Consider the following 14,013-nt stretch of genomic DNA (forward strand, 5'->3'; position numbering starts at 1 on the left):
AAATCTTACAGTAAATTGCATTTAGTCGATTATTGTTTAAAATAATCGATATTATACATAGGTTTTAGATATATTGCTTTTCCAAATCTTAACCTACTTAAAATGAAGAATCTAAAAAAGGCAATATATGCCATCGTTTTCACTTTTACATTGTCTTCTTTTTTTCAGTGTGCTAGCCCTAAGGTAGCTACAACCAATTTTGAACAGCAAACACCTTTTACAGTGAAGTCTGTAGTATTTCAAGAGTGGTATGCAGGAATCAAAGTGGGAGGTACAGGAATCAATATTTTTGTTCCGGTTTCTAATGTTAATGACAATGTAGTTTTAAAAGATGTTTATTTTAGAAATCTAAAAGGAAAGCTAATTAAAACTGGAAATAAATACACGGCTGTACTTAAAAATCCTTCACAAAACTATACGTTTCATAAGGCAGAAAAACCTGCTGGTTACCCATTTGATCTTAAGGACAATGAGTGCGTTATTAGCTATTCAGAGAACGGACAAACCAAATATCATAAAATAGTTTCTCTAAGCGAGGTTGCAGGTACATACTATGAAAATGGACCGCCATCTATTTACTCAAGAGGCAATTCAAACAGCATGGCAACTCTAGATGACGATCTAAAAGACAATTAAAATTCAATAAACAATTGTAAAGCCTTACTTTTAGTGAGGCTTTTTTATTTGGGTAACCTTAGAGCCATTTATATTTAATATTTTTGAAATCAATTATAATAATCCAATTTGAGCGGTTTTAAATCACTTTTCAAGCAAACATTCATTTATGGTATTGCAACCGTATTACCTAGAATGTTAAGTTTTCTTTTGGTGCCTCTTTACACAAGTGAAGCTGTTCTCGCAAATCCTGCGGAATATGGAAAGGTATCAGTCATTTTTTCTTATTTCGTGTTATTCAATGTAATACTAGCCTATGGAATGGAAACAGCGTTTTTTCGCTTTTTTAACATGGAAGACGACAAAGAAAACGTAGTAAGCACATCGACCATATCCTTAATGCTTTCATCATTTTTGTTCTTCCTTGTTGCACTATTGCTTCAAAATCAGATTTCTCAATTAATTGATATTGATGCAAAATATGTCAGTACCGTTATTTGGATATTACTATTAGATGCACTAGTCATAATTCCGTTTGCTTGGCTAAGAGCAAATGCAAAACCAATGAAATATGCCATCATCAAGATTATGAACGTGGTCATTAATATTAGTTTGAATTTGTTTTTTCTTCTGGTATTAAAAGATTTAGCACAAAGCAATGGCATATTCAATATAATTTACAGGCCTAATTTTGAAATCAGCTATATTTTCATAGCTAACTTGGTTGCTAGTGCTGTCACGCTGATAGCTATGCTTTCGTTTTATGCAAAAATCAAATATAGTTTCGATAAAGTATTATGGAAAAAGATGATGCGCTACGCTATGCCAATTTTGGTAGGAGGAATTGCTTTTTCCATAAATGAAACATTTGATAGAATTTTACTCAAAGAGCTTTTACCAGCCGATATTGCAGATGGCCAAATAGGAATGTACTCTGCTTGTTATAAACTAGCACTGTTTATGACGCTTTTTGCCACAGCTTACCGCTTAGGCATAGAACCTTACTTTTTTAGCCACGCCAAGACTCAAAACCCACAAAAACATTATGCTAATATTTTAGAATTTTTTGTGGCATTTGGTTCTATTATATTATTAGCAGTAGTTGTATTCGCAGACGTCATAAAACCTCTTATAATTAGAAGTGAAGCTTATTGGGAAGCGATGTGGATAGTACCCGTCATTCTTCTGGCCAATTTTTGTTTGGGCATTTACCACAATCTTTCCGTTTGGTATAAAATTACGGACAGGACCAAATTTGGGGCGTATATTTCTGTTGTAGGTGCATTGGTTACTTTAATAATTAATGTTCTCTTTATAAAAACGTACAGTTATAAAGCCTCAGCAATAGCAACTTTAGTGGCTTATTCTTCAATGATGTTGTTATCTTTTTACTTCGGAAGAAAATACTACCCAATACCATACAACCTCAAAAAAATAGGACTGTACCTTTTTATTTCAATAGCATTATCAATGTTATCATTTTATCAATATAGAGGGCAATATCTTGTAGGTATTACAATGTTAATTGTATTTTTGGGATTCGTTATGTTGTTGGAAAAGAAACAACTAAAAAGAGTATTAAAACGATAAGAATGACCATTAAAATCATAAATAAATCCATTCACGATTTACCGCATTACGAAACTATAGCCTCCGCAGGTATGGACTTAAGAGCCAACCTTACCGAAGATAGAATTCTTAAACCACTTGAACGCACCATAGTAGGCACAGGCTTGTTTATAGAATTGCCAATTGGTTACGAAGCCCAAGTAAGGCCAAGAAGTGGACTGGCGGCAAAAAAAGGAATCACAGTACTCAATGCACCAGGAACAGTAGACGCAGATTACAGAGGTGAAATAGGAGTTATTTTAGTAAATCTTTCTAACGAAGAATTTATAATTCAAAATGGTGAACGCATAGCACAATTGGTAATCGCAAAGCACGAACGTGCAGAGTGGATAGAAGTTGAAGAACTTTCTGAAACAGATAGAGGAAAAGGTGGTTTTGGAAGCACAGGAACAAAATGATTGGAGAATTTCGATTCACGATTTTAGAATTGTTCCCTTGAGGGGACTTTAGGGGTGTTTTAAAAAAAAGAATAAAGAGATTCCTACTTTCGTAGGAATTAGGTTTAACATAAAAAAGATACCTGCTTTCGCAGGCAGTAAAAATGAAAATAATAGTACCAATGGCAGGTCGAGGCTCGCGTCTTAGACCACATAGTTTAACAGTTCCAAAACCATTAATTCCGGTAGCAGGTCAACCCATCGTACATCGTTTGGTAAAAGACATAGCAAAAGTATTAAAGCAACCTATAGAAGAAGTTGCTTTTGTACTCGGAGACCCAGCATTTTTTGGAGAAGATGTTGTTGAAAGTTTAACGGAGTTGGCTGAAGATTTAGGAGCTAAAGCATCGATCTACAGACAAGACCAACCATTGGGAACTGGCCATGCCATTATGAGTGCCAAACCGTCACTTTCAGGTCCTGCGGTAATCGCTTACGCAGATACCTTGATTAGAGCAGAATTCGATTTAGACCCAAGTGCAGATAGCGTGATTTGGACTAAGCAAGTCGATAATCCTGAGGCTTATGGTGTGGTAAAGTTAAACGAGAATCAAGAGATTGTTGAACTTGTTGAAAAACCAGAAACTTTTGTAAGTGACCAAGCTGTAATCGGCATCTATTACTTTAAAGATGTTACCGTTTTAAAAGTGAAGCTTCAAGAAGTTTTAGATGAAAATGTTATGAATGGTGGCGAATACCAAATCAACGATGGTATAAAACGCATGATGGCAGATGGTAAAGTCTTCAAAACAGGTACAGTTGATGAGTGGATGGATTGCGGAAACAAAAACGTAACGCTAGAGACCAATACCAAGATGCTAGGCTTTTTAAAAGCAGATGGCGAAGAGCAATTAGTTGACGATTCTGTCGTTTTAGAGAATTCAAAAGTGATTGAACCGTGTTTCATCGCCAAAGGAACGGTTTTAAAGAACGCTACGGTTGGTCCTAACGTTTCTATAGGTAAAGATTGCGTTATCGAAAATTCAACCGTTAAAAATAGCTTAATTCAGAATCAGACGACTATTAAAAACGCTAATTTAGACGAAGCTATGATTGGTAACCACGTAAAGTATAATGGAGAGTTTACCAAAATTAGTATTGGAGATTATACTGTAATTGAGTAACATTCCTGCGAAAGCAGGAATCTCATTATCAAATGTTTGGGACAACTTTTGAAACTAATATGTCATTCAGAGCGTTAGCGAAGAATCTAAACATGAAATTAAAACAACACATAACAAAACTTCTACTCGTACTATTTTTAGTACCAAGCTTTGCTATGGCTCAAGTTGATTTTAATAAACGACCAGATGACGATTTAGGCAATGTTGAAGACGAATTTCAAGAGCACTTTTTTGAAGCCTTAAAACAAAAAGGGATTGAGAACTATGAGAGAGCTGTTGAAGCACTTCACAAATGCTTAAATCTAGACTCTAAAAAGCCTATTATCTATTTTGAGCTTGGTAAAAACTACAACAAACTCAAAAACTTTGGTGCTGCTGAGGACAATCTAAAAAAAGCCATCAGTATGCAACCAGACAACGAGTGGTTTTTAGATGAGTTGTATGATGTGTATTTTCAGCAAGATGATATAGATAATGCCATTAAAACCATTAAGCAGTTGGTAAAATATCATCCAGATTATAAAGAAGATTTAGCAAGTTTATACATTAGAGAGAAGCGCTACAGACAAGCGTTGAACCTTTTAGATGAGTTAGATGAAGAATTAGGTGTTAGCGAAGCCAGAGATGCAATGCGTAACGAGATTTATAGCATTACAGGCAATGCAGACGACCGAATTGAAAATCTGGAGCAACGCGTAGCCAATAACCCAAATAACGAAGAAAACCATCTTAAACTCATTTACAGATATAGCCAAACGGGAGACAGAAAAAAAGCTTATAAAGCTGCTCAAAATCTGTTGAAGATCAAACCAGACTCGAAGTTTGTGCATTTGGCATTGTATAAATTCTATTTACAAGACGGTAAAGTAGAAGATGCTATAAACTCTGTAAAAATAGCTCTAACTAGTCCAGAAATTAATGCAGATGCTAAGGCAAAAGTTCTGAAGGATTTTGTTGGTTTTGTAGCTAATAACCCAGAATATGAGTCAGATTTAGTCGAGATTACAGCCTTGATAGATGATAATAAAGATGCGCAAACACACAGTGACTTAGGGCAGTATTATTTAAAGTCAGGCGATAAGGCAAAAGCATTAGAAAACTTTAAAGAAGCGCTTAAACAAGACCCAAATGATTTTAAGCTCATAAAAGATGTGTTGTTGTTACAAATAGATCTTCAAGATTATAATGCAGTGATTAAGGGTAGCAAAGAAGCATTGGAGTTGTATCCTGCACAACCTATTTTATATTTAGTAAATGCAGTAGCAAACAATAAACAAGGCAATTTTAAAAACGCAATAGACAACTTAGAAATAGGATTAGATTATTTAATTGAAAACCCTAAAATGGAGTCCGATTTTTATACAGAATTAAGCATAGCTCACAAAGGCCTTAATAATATAAGTAAGTCTGAAGCGTTTGCTAAAAAAGCAAGAGACATAAAAGCACAACAATAAAATTTCCACGAAAGTGGGAATCTCATTAGAGAATGAAAAAACTAAACGACAAAATACATCATACATTCAAAATCGTATTTGCCTTAGCAATGCTGTTATTTGTTACAAACTGTAAATCCACCAAAAGCATTGTGGTTTCAGGTGAAGCAAGTGATAAGCTTTCGGCTAAGCAAGTGATAAAACAGCATCAAAAAAATAATGCAGATTTTAAAACGTTAAGTGGTAAAGTAAAAATAGAACTCATTCAAGACCAAAAAGAACAAGGACACACCTTTAATATTAGAATAGAAAAAGATAAAACCATTTGGTTGAGTGCTTCATTTGGTGTAGCACGTATGATGATAACGCCAGAAAAAGTGCGCTTTTACAATAAAATCGATAACGAATACTTTGATGGAGATTATAAATTGTTAAGTGATTTTGTAGGCGTGGATTTAGATTTCAACAGAGTACAGAATATCTTACTGGGACAGGCTATATTTGATTTAAAAAGTGAACCACACAAGGTTTCTGTTAACGAAAACTCGTATGCTTTGCAACCCAAAGACCAAAACGCATTATTAGAGTTGTTTTATTTAATTAATCCATCGCATTTTAAAATGGATAGTTTGCAATTGTTTCAGCAATTAAAAAAGCGTATTCTTCAGGTAGATTATAAATCGTATCAAGAAGTGAAAAATCAAATCTTACCAAAAGATATTAGAATTATTGCTGTTGAAGATTCAGACCAAGTAACCATTACTATGGAGTTTAAATCGTTAACATTGAATGAAGATGTTAGATTTCCTTTTAAAATACCAGCAGGATATAAAGAAATAGTTATTAAGTAAATTAAATGTCATTTCGACACAGTGAAGCATGAACGACGAGAAACCTCTTAATTTTAAAAAAATGAAAACTTTCATTTGTTTTGCATTTGTATTAGTGATGTTATTTTCGTCTAGCCTATTAATTGCACAGAGCGATAAACAGAAAAAGCTTGAAGCGCAACGTCAACAAATACTCAAAGAAATAAAGCAGTTTAAAGCGTTTTATGCTGGTAAAAAGAAAGAGGAGAAATCTGAAATTTCGTTAATAGAAGATCTTAACTATAAAGTACAACGAAGACAAAATCTCATAAGAATTACCAATGAGCAAGCCAATTTGCTTACCAGAGAAATAAATGCCAATCAGCAAGAAATAACAAGTCTTAGAGGGCAATTGCAAGAATTAAAAGACGATTATGCTGCCATGATTGTAAAGTCTTACAAGAGTAAATCTGAGCAAAGTAAAGTGATGTTTTTGTTGTCTTCAAATAATTTTAAACAAGCTTATAAACGCCTGCAATACATTAGACAATATGCTGATTATCAAAAGGAGCAAGGAGAACTGATAAAGAAGAAAACAAAAGAGTTACAAGACCTGAACTTAGAATTATCTAAGCAAAAAGCAGATAAAGACAAATTAATTCAAGAAAATAGAATTGCGAAACGAGAGCTTGAAAAAGAATTAGAGGATCGCGAAAAGTTAATGGCAATTATAAAGGCAGACATGACAAAGTTTGCCTCTCAAATAAAACAAAAACAACAAGAGGCAGATCGATTAGATAAGGAAATCAACAGATTAATTAGAGAAGCCATTGCTGCATCGAATGCTAAAGCAGGAAAGAATTCTAGTACCGGAAAATTTGTCTTAACTCCAGCCGACAAAATTGTTGGGGAAAGCTTTGAAGCCAATAAAGGAAGATTAGGTTGGCCGGTTGAAAGAGGAATTGTTAAAGGTAAGTTTGGTAAAACAAGATCGCTTACCGACAATACAGTAGAGGTTAATAATTCTGGGATTAAAATAGCAACAACAAATAATGCGGATGTAAAAGCCGTTTTTAATGGCGAAGTCTCAAGAATTATTGTCGTAAAAAATGCCAACCCAGGCATTATGGTACGACACGGAAATTATGTTACTATCTATTACAACCTCTCAAAAGTTTTTGTAAAACCTGGAGATAAAATTACTACAGGACAAGTCATTGGTAAGGTATTTACCAGCAAAGTTACGGGAGAAAGTCTTCTAGATTTTAGGCTGTTTAAGAACGACCAAAAACTAAATCCTGAGTATTGGTTAGCTAAGAATTAAACTCTTACCAGTACAAATCCATTTCTTGTTTTTCGGTAATGGTTGCCGTTAAAGAAATAATAGCGCTTCCCTTTTACTCTAACCACTTTGTATTGTCTTGGTAATTTCTTAACTACAGTTACTGATGCTGGTTGTGCTACAACAACACGTCTTGCACAAGAGCTTAAATTTAAAGCAAATACTAAAACTAAGGCGTAAACTAAATATTTCATCATTAATACATTTGATTGATGATAAGACTATTGGTTTTAGTAAAGGTTTAATAAGAATGAAAATAAGACACTAAAATAAATTCAGCCAGGCAGTTTTTCATTTCAAATCAATTTTGTCATTCTAAACCTGATTCAGAATCTACTACTCAAAAAGCGCCTTTAGTTCTGTTGCTTCAGAAGGTTTCATTTTACCTGCCAATACCAAACTCAATTGCTTACGACGTAGAGCTGCACTAAAGCGTTCTTTTTCTAAATCTGTCTCTGGCACGAGCTCCGGAATTTTTACAGGCCTACCTGTTTCATCAACCGCAACAAAGGTATAGATAGCTTCATTGGCTTTTATACACTCACCAGATTCACGATCTTCAATCCACACGTCCATATAAACTTCCATTGATGAGGTAAAGGCGCGTGATACTTTTGCTTCAATTGTAACGACACTACCTAGTGGTACAGATCTATTAAATGCAACATGATTTACAGATGCGGTTACAACAATACGTCTAGAATGGCGTCTGGCAGCAATACTCGCAGCCCTATCCATTCGTGCCAGTAATTCACCGCCAAAAAGATTATTTATAGGATTGGTTTCGCTAGGTAAAACAAGGTCTGTAACAACAGTTTTAGACTGAAATGCGGTTCTTGGTTGCATAAATTTTTAAAATTTGTGCAAAGATATGCTGATTTAAGTAAATAAAAGGATAAGAAAAGGTTAATCTAATTTTTTAATCAGTAACCAAGCATCTTTGTTGTGCTCATTTCTAATATTATAAAGTGCTTTTTGAGCTTCTGTTCTAGTCTCAAAGCTGGCATAAACAACCTCGTGCAAACCATAACGGTTTTTACCTATCTTTCTGGCCTTATAGCCTTTTTCTCTAAGCTGATTTACCTTTTTATCGGAGTTAGCTTCAACTCTAAAGGCACCGGCAACAATATGGTAATTACCAGTCTGTTTTTCAATAGATAAGGTAGCGGCAGGTAACGGACTACTGATAATAAAAGTGGCTTCTTGTACTTTAGCATCAAGTTGTGCGTTCGCTTCTTCCTGTGCTAATTGATTATGATTTTCAATGGTATTGTTGTAGTATTTAAAGACACCAAAACCGCTTAACCCTAAAACGATTACAGCTGCTGCGGCATATTTTAACCAGTTATTGTTAGCACGCTTTTCGGGTGTAAATGCAATAGGTGTAGTGTCTTCAATAGCTTCAACTACGTCTTTGTATACCTCACGCTTAATATCTGGGGACGTAAAATGCGATAAGCCAAAAGAATCTGTTAAGTAATTTATATGGTTAGAAGGATTAAATACTATTTTACCTTCAGTATTTAGAACAAGCTCTCCAATGTTTTTAAACTGAATAGTTTCACCTTCAACAAGATAAGATTTTATGGCTTTAACTTGTTTAACAATCTTGTCGTTAGCGGTTGCATATGGTACTTTTTCTACTTCGGCAATATAGTTGGCTAACAACCCATCATTATTTTGCAATTGCTCATTAAATGATAACACTTTTTTAGGTGGATAAAACGTGTGTGTAGTATCGTGCACTCTTGCCGAAACACGGTTAGTTAAAAAAGCACCCAATTGCGGTACGGTAATACAGTCGTATCTGTATAGTAGGTCGCTAATGTAAGTTTCTAATTGCATATAAAAACAAAGTTAAAAATTTTTAAAAGTGAAAAAAGTTTAAGTTAGTTTAGTTATTAACATCAGAAATTTTAGTTTCTTGTAAGTTTGTAAATCAATATTTTAAAAATGACGGAACAAGATTTAATTTATGCTCTAGCGCTTCAACACGTTCCTAAAATTGGTGCAACTACCGCAAAAAAATTGATTAATCACTGTGGTTCTGCAGAGGCTGTTTTTAAAGAAAAAAAGACTAACCTTTTAAAGATTGATGGTATTGGTACAGTGACTATAAAAGGGCTTTTTGATGCTATTCATATAGAAGAAGCCAAAAATGAATTACGTTTTATTAAAGAGAATAATATAAAGGTACATTATTTTACTGAAGACGCTTACCCAGAAAGATTAAAACATTGTATTGATGGGCCAATAGTATTGTTTCAATCGGGTAATATTAATATAAAAAATCAACACATCATTAGCATCGTCGGTGCACGAAAGATTACAACAAACGGTGTTGCCTTTTGTGAAAAATTAGTAGAATCTTTAGCGGTTTATAACCCAATTATTGTATCTGGTTTTGCCTACGGAACAGATATTACAGCTCAAAAAGCAGCCATAAAACAAAATTTACAAACCATCGGTTGTTTGGCACATGGTTTAAATCAAATCTACCCTAAAGTTCACAAAAAGTACGTTGCTCAAGTAGAAAATCATGGTGGGTTTTTTACAGACTTCTGGAGTACAGACGTCTTTGATAGAAACAATTTTTTAAAACGTAACAGAATTATTGCAGGGTTGAGTGAAGCCACCATTGTGATAGAATCTGCAGAAAAAGGTGGGAGTTTGGTTACCGCAGATATTGCTAATTCTTACGATCGAGAAGTTTTTGCTGTACCAGGACGAACAACAGATAGCCAAAGCGTTGGTTGTAATAACCTTATAAAATTTCAAAAAGCACATTTGTTATCTAATCCTTTAGATGTACCTTATCTATTGAATTGGCAATTAGAGGGTGATGCTTCGACAGGCTCAGCAAGCAAGCCAGTAGTGCAAAAGCAGCTTTTTGTGGAGTTAGAACCTGATGAGAAAATTGTTTATAACTACTTAAAAGACCACAACAAAGAATTACTTGACGTTATTGCGCATCAATGCGGAATACCAACCTATAAATTAGCGGGAATATTACTAAATATGGAATTAAAAGGTGTGGTAAGACCTTTGCCTGGTAAGCAGTTTGAGGTTATTTAATACCCAACCTTTTCCCTTACACGTTGTAATACCTCATCAGCAACAAGCTTAGCTTTGGCAGCTCCTTTGGCTAATACCTCATCTACCTCGCTGAGATTTTCCATGTAGTAACTATAACGCGATCTTGGCTCTGCAAAGCGCTCTAAAATAAGTTCGTAAAGTGCTTGTTTTGCATGACCATAACCGTAATTACCTCCTTCATAATTGGTTTTCATCTCAGTTATTTGTTCTTTAGAAGCTAGTAAACTATAAATAGCGAAGCAATTACAAGTGTTCCAATCTTTTGGGTCTTCTAAAGGTGTACTGTCCGTTTGTATGGACATAATTTGCTTCCGCAACTGTTTCTCTGGTAAAAATACATTGATAATATTCCCTTTGCTCTTGCTCATTTTTTCGCCATCAGTGCCAGGAATTAGCATTGTTTCTTTTTGTATATCAGCTTTTGGGAGTACAAAAACACCGTCGCCCATTTTTGCATGAAAACGAGATGCGACGTCTCGAGTCATTTCAATATGTTGTTCTTGGTCTTTACCAACAGGTATTATTTCGGCATCATACAATAAAATATCTGCTGCCATTAACATAGGGTAGGTAAATAAACCTCCGTTAACATCATCCAAACGATCAGCCTTGTCCTTAAAGCTATGTGCCAATTCTAAACGTTTAAAAGGAAAAAAACAGTTAAGATACCAAGCGAGCTCAGTAACCTGAGCAACATCACTTTGTCTATAAAAGACGCTTTTGTCTATGTCTAAACCAAAAGCTAACCAGGTTGCCGCTGTAGAGTAGGTGTTGTTTTTTAAAGTTTTGGCATATTTAATTTGGGTTAATGAGTGTAAATCTGCAATGAATAAATACGAATCATTATTTTTACCTTTTGCTTTTTCTATTGCTGGTAATATTGCACCTAAAATATTTCCTAAATGTGGTGTTCCTGTGCTTTGTATACCTGTTAATATTCTTGCCATAATATTACCTGTGTAAGCAGGTATCTTTTTAAAACTACGTTTTTAAATATTGTTCTTGGAAAAGCTGAGCCTGGCAATAAGTAAAAACGTAGCTATTAAACTTAATTTTTAATTAGAAAGCAAAGATAAATTTTTTAGCAGCACTATAAGAAGCTATTTGAATTAAATACTTAGTTTTGATGCCATGGCAGTAATGAAATATCCCTTTTGGCTTTTGTACCGTATCTGGTTCTATATTTTAGTAGCATTGCCAATTATTGTGCTATTTCCTATTCTTTTAATTTCAATATCTAGAGAAAAGTGGTATCCATTCTTTTTTAAGTTGGCGCGCCTTTGGGCTAAGTTTATTTTGGTAGGAATGGGGTTTCATTACAAAATATTGAAAGATCAAAATCTAGATCCCAAAAAAAGTTATATGGTTATAGCCAACCATACGTCTATGACGGATATTATGCTAATGTTGGCTGCTGTAAAAAACCCTTTTGTTTTTGTTGGTAAAAAAGAATTGGCTAATATTCCATTGTTTGGCTTTTTTTATAAACGCACTTGTATTTTGGTTGATAGAAGCAGTGCTAAAAGCAGACAAGCTGTTTTTTTAAGAGCACAAAGGCGATTGAAGCAAGGGTTGAGCATTTGTATTTTTCCTGAAGGAGGAGTGCCAGAAGAACACATTGTACTAGACACGTTTAAAGATGGTGCTTTTAGATTAGCAATAAATCATCAGATACCTGTAGTGCCTTTAACGTTTTACGATAATAAAAAACGGTTTTCATATACTTTTTTTAGTGGTGGTCCAGGAATAATGAGAGCGAAGATTCATCAGTTTCTTCAAACAGAAAACTTAAGGGTAGAAGACACAAAAGCATTAAATCAAAAAGCAAGATCAGTTATTTTAACAGAACTGAATAAAAGCTTGTCTAAAGTTTAATAAAAGAAAAAGCCACTCTAACCAGGAGTAGCTTTTGTCATCATTGCATTCATCATTGCTTTGTTTGTTTGCAATAACCTAACCTAAATATAAACCTAAAACTTATAACTTAATCCCGTATACAAACCAATAAAGAATGGTCTATAGTTACCAGAGGTGTTATTAAATGTGTTTATTTGATACTTGAACTGAGGTTCAAGATTAAAATTCCATTGTTTTGATAAACTATAATTAAGACCTAACCCAAGATTGGCACTAAAACTAGTGGTGTTCATATTGTTAGCTTCACCAATTAATGTAGTAGCACCATCAATATCTGCATACACTTCGTTCTGGTTTAAGAAGAACGTACTGAATCCACCGATAACGTTTACACCAAATTTTTTAGCTACCAAGCGGTATTCTAATTCTAAAGGAACTTCTATAAACCCAAAACGTTGCTCAATATTTCCAGATGCTCTTGAGTTAAATATTTCTGGGGCAGAATTTCTGTCAAACATATTACCGCTCATTAATGAAATATTTTCAAAACCACCTTTAACATCAATGTTTCCTCTGGGTACTTCTGCGTTTCTAGAAGCAAACTCACTGCCACTTAACGCAAATACATTAGAGGTACTTTGACTAAGGTTAACTCTATTAATACCTGCTCTTACCTTTAATTTATTGGTAACTGCATAAGAGCCTGTAATACCATAGCTCATATTAATATTACCACTCTTAGAGTTGTTGTTAAACTGCTGGTCTATTGATGAGCCTTGGCCAAGAGAACTGTAATAAACAGGCGCAACATTTGGTGCAATGCTCCACCTGTTTTGTTCATCTTCTTTTTCTTTTTCATCAATATTTTCTTCATTATTGCTGTTGTCAGCAATAGCATCTAGAATAGATTCTTTTTGGTTATCTTCTATTAATACGGAAGTGTCTTTTTCTAGCTCTTTGTTATTTTCAGTGTCTGAATTGTTTTCACTGTCATTAGGTGATGTATTGTCTGTTACTGCTGAGTTTTTATTATCAATAGTATTCTTGATAACAGATTTTATTTCAGAATCGTTAATGATTTGTTCCTCTTTTTTATTTTCAGAACGTTCATTGCTTGAAGCTATGGCACTGCTGTTATTTTCGTTATTCAGTTGAGTTATACTTTGATGAGCATTAGAAGTTGAATCGGTTTTATTTTCAGTTGAATTAGCAACAGTTTTTGACCTATTGGTTTTAGAAGAAATTAATTCTTTTGTATTGTTTTGTTCTATTAAAGATTGTTCGTTTCCGTTAGGTTTATATGATTCATTCTCGTTAGAATCTGCTACATTTATATCTTGTGAACCGCTATCCAAGCTGTTGTTGTGATCATTAGAACCTTTTAATTCAGTATCTTTTTTAGAGTTGTCTTCTATTTTTTCAGTATCTACAATTATAGGCAATACTTCACTGTCATCAGATGAATTAAATAAAGATACACCTGCCGTTAAAAGTAAGGCAATTACAGCAGCAACACCACCAATTTGCCACCACAGAGCTATAACTCTACGCTTTTTCTTTTTATTAGGCAGACTTTCGCTTATGCGATTCCAAACAGCATCGTTAGGCGTTACTTCAAAGTCTTTAAACTTTTCCTGAAAAAGTCTGTCTATATTTTTCTTCTCGTTCATT

General features: G+C 34.2%; 14 protein-coding genes. 9 read left to right on the top strand and 5 right to left on the bottom strand.

Annotated elements, in window-relative coordinates:
- Positions 1-102 precede the first annotated feature (102 nt).
- The 7 genes from BWZ20_RS09485 (at position 103) to BWZ20_RS09515 (ending at position 7,371) form a co-directional block, all read left to right on the top strand.
- Complete coding sequence (locus BWZ20_RS09485) at positions 103-636, top strand: hypothetical protein (protein ID WP_076619389.1); 534 nt, start codon at positions 103-105, stop codon at positions 634-636.
- 108 nt (positions 637-744) lie between these two features.
- The gene (locus BWZ20_RS09490; protein ID WP_076619391.1) at positions 745-2,205 is read left to right on the top strand and encodes an oligosaccharide flippase family protein; all 1,461 of its coding nucleotides are present in this window, start codon (positions 745-747) and stop codon (positions 2,203-2,205) included.
- Between the two features lie 2 nt (positions 2,206-2,207).
- Positions 2,208-2,642, top strand: a complete 435-nt coding sequence (gene dut, locus BWZ20_RS09495; protein ID WP_076619393.1) for a dUTP diphosphatase — start codon at positions 2,208-2,210, stop codon at positions 2,640-2,642.
- Between the two features lie 143 nt (positions 2,643-2,785).
- Positions 2,786-3,805, top strand: coding sequence for a sugar phosphate nucleotidyltransferase (locus BWZ20_RS09500; RefSeq protein WP_076619395.1), 1,020 nt, complete (start codon positions 2,786-2,788; stop codon positions 3,803-3,805).
- 92 nt (positions 3,806-3,897) lie between these two features.
- The gene (locus BWZ20_RS09505) at positions 3,898-5,259 is read left to right on the top strand and encodes a tetratricopeptide repeat protein (RefSeq protein ID WP_076619397.1); all 1,362 of its coding nucleotides are present in this window, start codon (positions 3,898-3,900) and stop codon (positions 5,257-5,259) included.
- Between the two features lie 32 nt (positions 5,260-5,291).
- Positions 5,292-6,089 carry a DUF4292 domain-containing protein gene (locus tag BWZ20_RS09510; RefSeq protein ID WP_083677200.1) on the top strand — a complete coding sequence of 266 codons (798 nt, stop codon included), beginning with the start codon at positions 5,292-5,294 and terminating at the stop codon, positions 6,087-6,089.
- A gap of 61 nt (positions 6,090-6,150) precedes the next feature.
- Complete coding sequence (locus BWZ20_RS09515) at positions 6,151-7,371, top strand: murein hydrolase activator EnvC family protein (protein WP_076621320.1); 1,221 nt, start codon at positions 6,151-6,153, stop codon at positions 7,369-7,371.
- On the opposite strand, the gene BWZ20_RS09520 is transcribed toward BWZ20_RS09515, so the two are convergent.
- The 3 genes from BWZ20_RS09520 to BWZ20_RS09530 all read right to left on the bottom strand — a co-directional run bounded on the left by BWZ20_RS09520 (position 7,368) and on the right by BWZ20_RS09530 (position 9,234).
- The gene (locus tag BWZ20_RS09520) at positions 7,368-7,586 is read right to left on the bottom strand and encodes a DUF6515 family protein (protein ID WP_076619399.1); all 219 of its coding nucleotides are present in this window, start codon (positions 7,584-7,586) and stop codon (positions 7,368-7,370) included. The genes BWZ20_RS09515 and BWZ20_RS09520 overlap by 4 nt on opposite strands.
- Before the next feature lie 139 nt (positions 7,587-7,725).
- The gene (locus BWZ20_RS09525) at positions 7,726-8,235 is read right to left on the bottom strand and encodes an acyl-CoA thioesterase (protein ID WP_076619401.1); all 510 of its coding nucleotides are present in this window, start codon (positions 8,233-8,235) and stop codon (positions 7,726-7,728) included.
- 60 nt (positions 8,236-8,295) lie between these two features.
- Complete coding sequence (locus BWZ20_RS09530) at positions 8,296-9,234, bottom strand: SPOR domain-containing protein (RefSeq protein WP_076619403.1); 939 nt, start codon at positions 9,232-9,234, stop codon at positions 8,296-8,298.
- A gap of 108 nt (positions 9,235-9,342) precedes the next feature.
- On the opposite strand from BWZ20_RS09530, the gene dprA reads away from it, so the two are divergent.
- Entirely contained in the window at positions 9,343-10,464 is a 1,122-nt protein-coding gene (dprA, locus tag BWZ20_RS09535) for a DNA-processing protein DprA (protein ID WP_076619406.1), read from the top strand.
- Here dprA and trpS read toward each other — a convergent pair.
- Entirely contained in the window at positions 10,461-11,432 is a 972-nt protein-coding gene (gene trpS, locus BWZ20_RS09540) for a tryptophan--tRNA ligase (RefSeq protein ID WP_076619410.1), read from the bottom strand. The two genes, dprA and trpS, sit on opposite strands and share 4 nt — an antisense overlap.
- A gap of 184 nt (positions 11,433-11,616) precedes the next feature.
- Between trpS and BWZ20_RS09545 the strand changes: the two genes are divergently transcribed.
- The gene (locus BWZ20_RS09545; RefSeq protein WP_076619413.1) at positions 11,617-12,360 is read left to right on the top strand and encodes a lysophospholipid acyltransferase family protein; all 744 of its coding nucleotides are present in this window, start codon (positions 11,617-11,619) and stop codon (positions 12,358-12,360) included.
- A 95-nt stretch (positions 12,361-12,455) separates the two neighbouring features.
- On the opposite strand, the gene BWZ20_RS09550 is transcribed toward BWZ20_RS09545, so the two are convergent.
- Positions 12,456-14,012: a hypothetical protein gene (locus tag BWZ20_RS09550; protein WP_076619416.1), complete on the bottom strand. Its 1,557-nt coding sequence runs from the start codon at positions 14,010-14,012 to the stop codon at positions 12,456-12,458.
- Between the last annotated feature and the right edge of the window lies 1 nt (position 14,013).

It is taken from the genome of Winogradskyella sp. J14-2, from assembly GCF_001971725.1.
Taxonomy (GTDB): domain Bacteria; phylum Bacteroidota; class Bacteroidia; order Flavobacteriales; family Flavobacteriaceae; genus Winogradskyella.

What these genes read in the sequence shown, in the direction of transcription:
- BWZ20_RS09550 (WP_076619416.1), bottom strand. Translation starts at nt 14,012, where the DNA reads ATGAACGAGAAGAAAAATATAGACAGACTTTTTCAGGAAAAGTTTAAA.
- BWZ20_RS09525 (WP_076619401.1), bottom strand. Translation starts at nt 8,235, where the DNA reads ATGCAACCAAGAACCGCATTTCAGTCTAAAACTGTTGTTACAGACCTT.
- dprA (WP_076619406.1), top strand. Translation starts at nt 9,343, where the DNA reads ATGACGGAACAAGATTTAATTTATGCTCTAGCGCTTCAACACGTTCCT.
- BWZ20_RS09545 (WP_076619413.1), top strand. Translation starts at nt 11,617, where the DNA reads ATGGCAGTAATGAAATATCCCTTTTGGCTTTTGTACCGTATCTGGTTC.
- BWZ20_RS09510 (WP_083677200.1), top strand. Translation starts at nt 5,292, where the DNA reads ATGAAAAAACTAAACGACAAAATACATCATACATTCAAAATCGTATTT.
- BWZ20_RS09485 (WP_076619389.1), top strand. Translation starts at nt 103, where the DNA reads ATGAAGAATCTAAAAAAGGCAATATATGCCATCGTTTTCACTTTTACA.
- trpS (WP_076619410.1), bottom strand. Translation starts at nt 11,432, where the DNA reads ATGGCAAGAATATTAACAGGTATACAAAGCACAGGAACACCACATTTA.
- BWZ20_RS09505 (WP_076619397.1), top strand. Translation starts at nt 3,898, where the DNA reads ATGAAATTAAAACAACACATAACAAAACTTCTACTCGTACTATTTTTA.
- BWZ20_RS09500 (WP_076619395.1), top strand. Translation starts at nt 2,786, where the DNA reads ATGAAAATAATAGTACCAATGGCAGGTCGAGGCTCGCGTCTTAGACCA.
- BWZ20_RS09520 (WP_076619399.1), bottom strand. Translation starts at nt 7,586, where the DNA reads ATGATGAAATATTTAGTTTACGCCTTAGTTTTAGTATTTGCTTTAAAT.
- BWZ20_RS09530 (WP_076619403.1), bottom strand. Translation starts at nt 9,234, where the DNA reads ATGCAATTAGAAACTTACATTAGCGACCTACTATACAGATACGACTGT.
- BWZ20_RS09515 (WP_076621320.1), top strand. Translation starts at nt 6,151, where the DNA reads ATGAAAACTTTCATTTGTTTTGCATTTGTATTAGTGATGTTATTTTCG.
- dut (WP_076619393.1), top strand. Translation starts at nt 2,208, where the DNA reads ATGACCATTAAAATCATAAATAAATCCATTCACGATTTACCGCATTAC.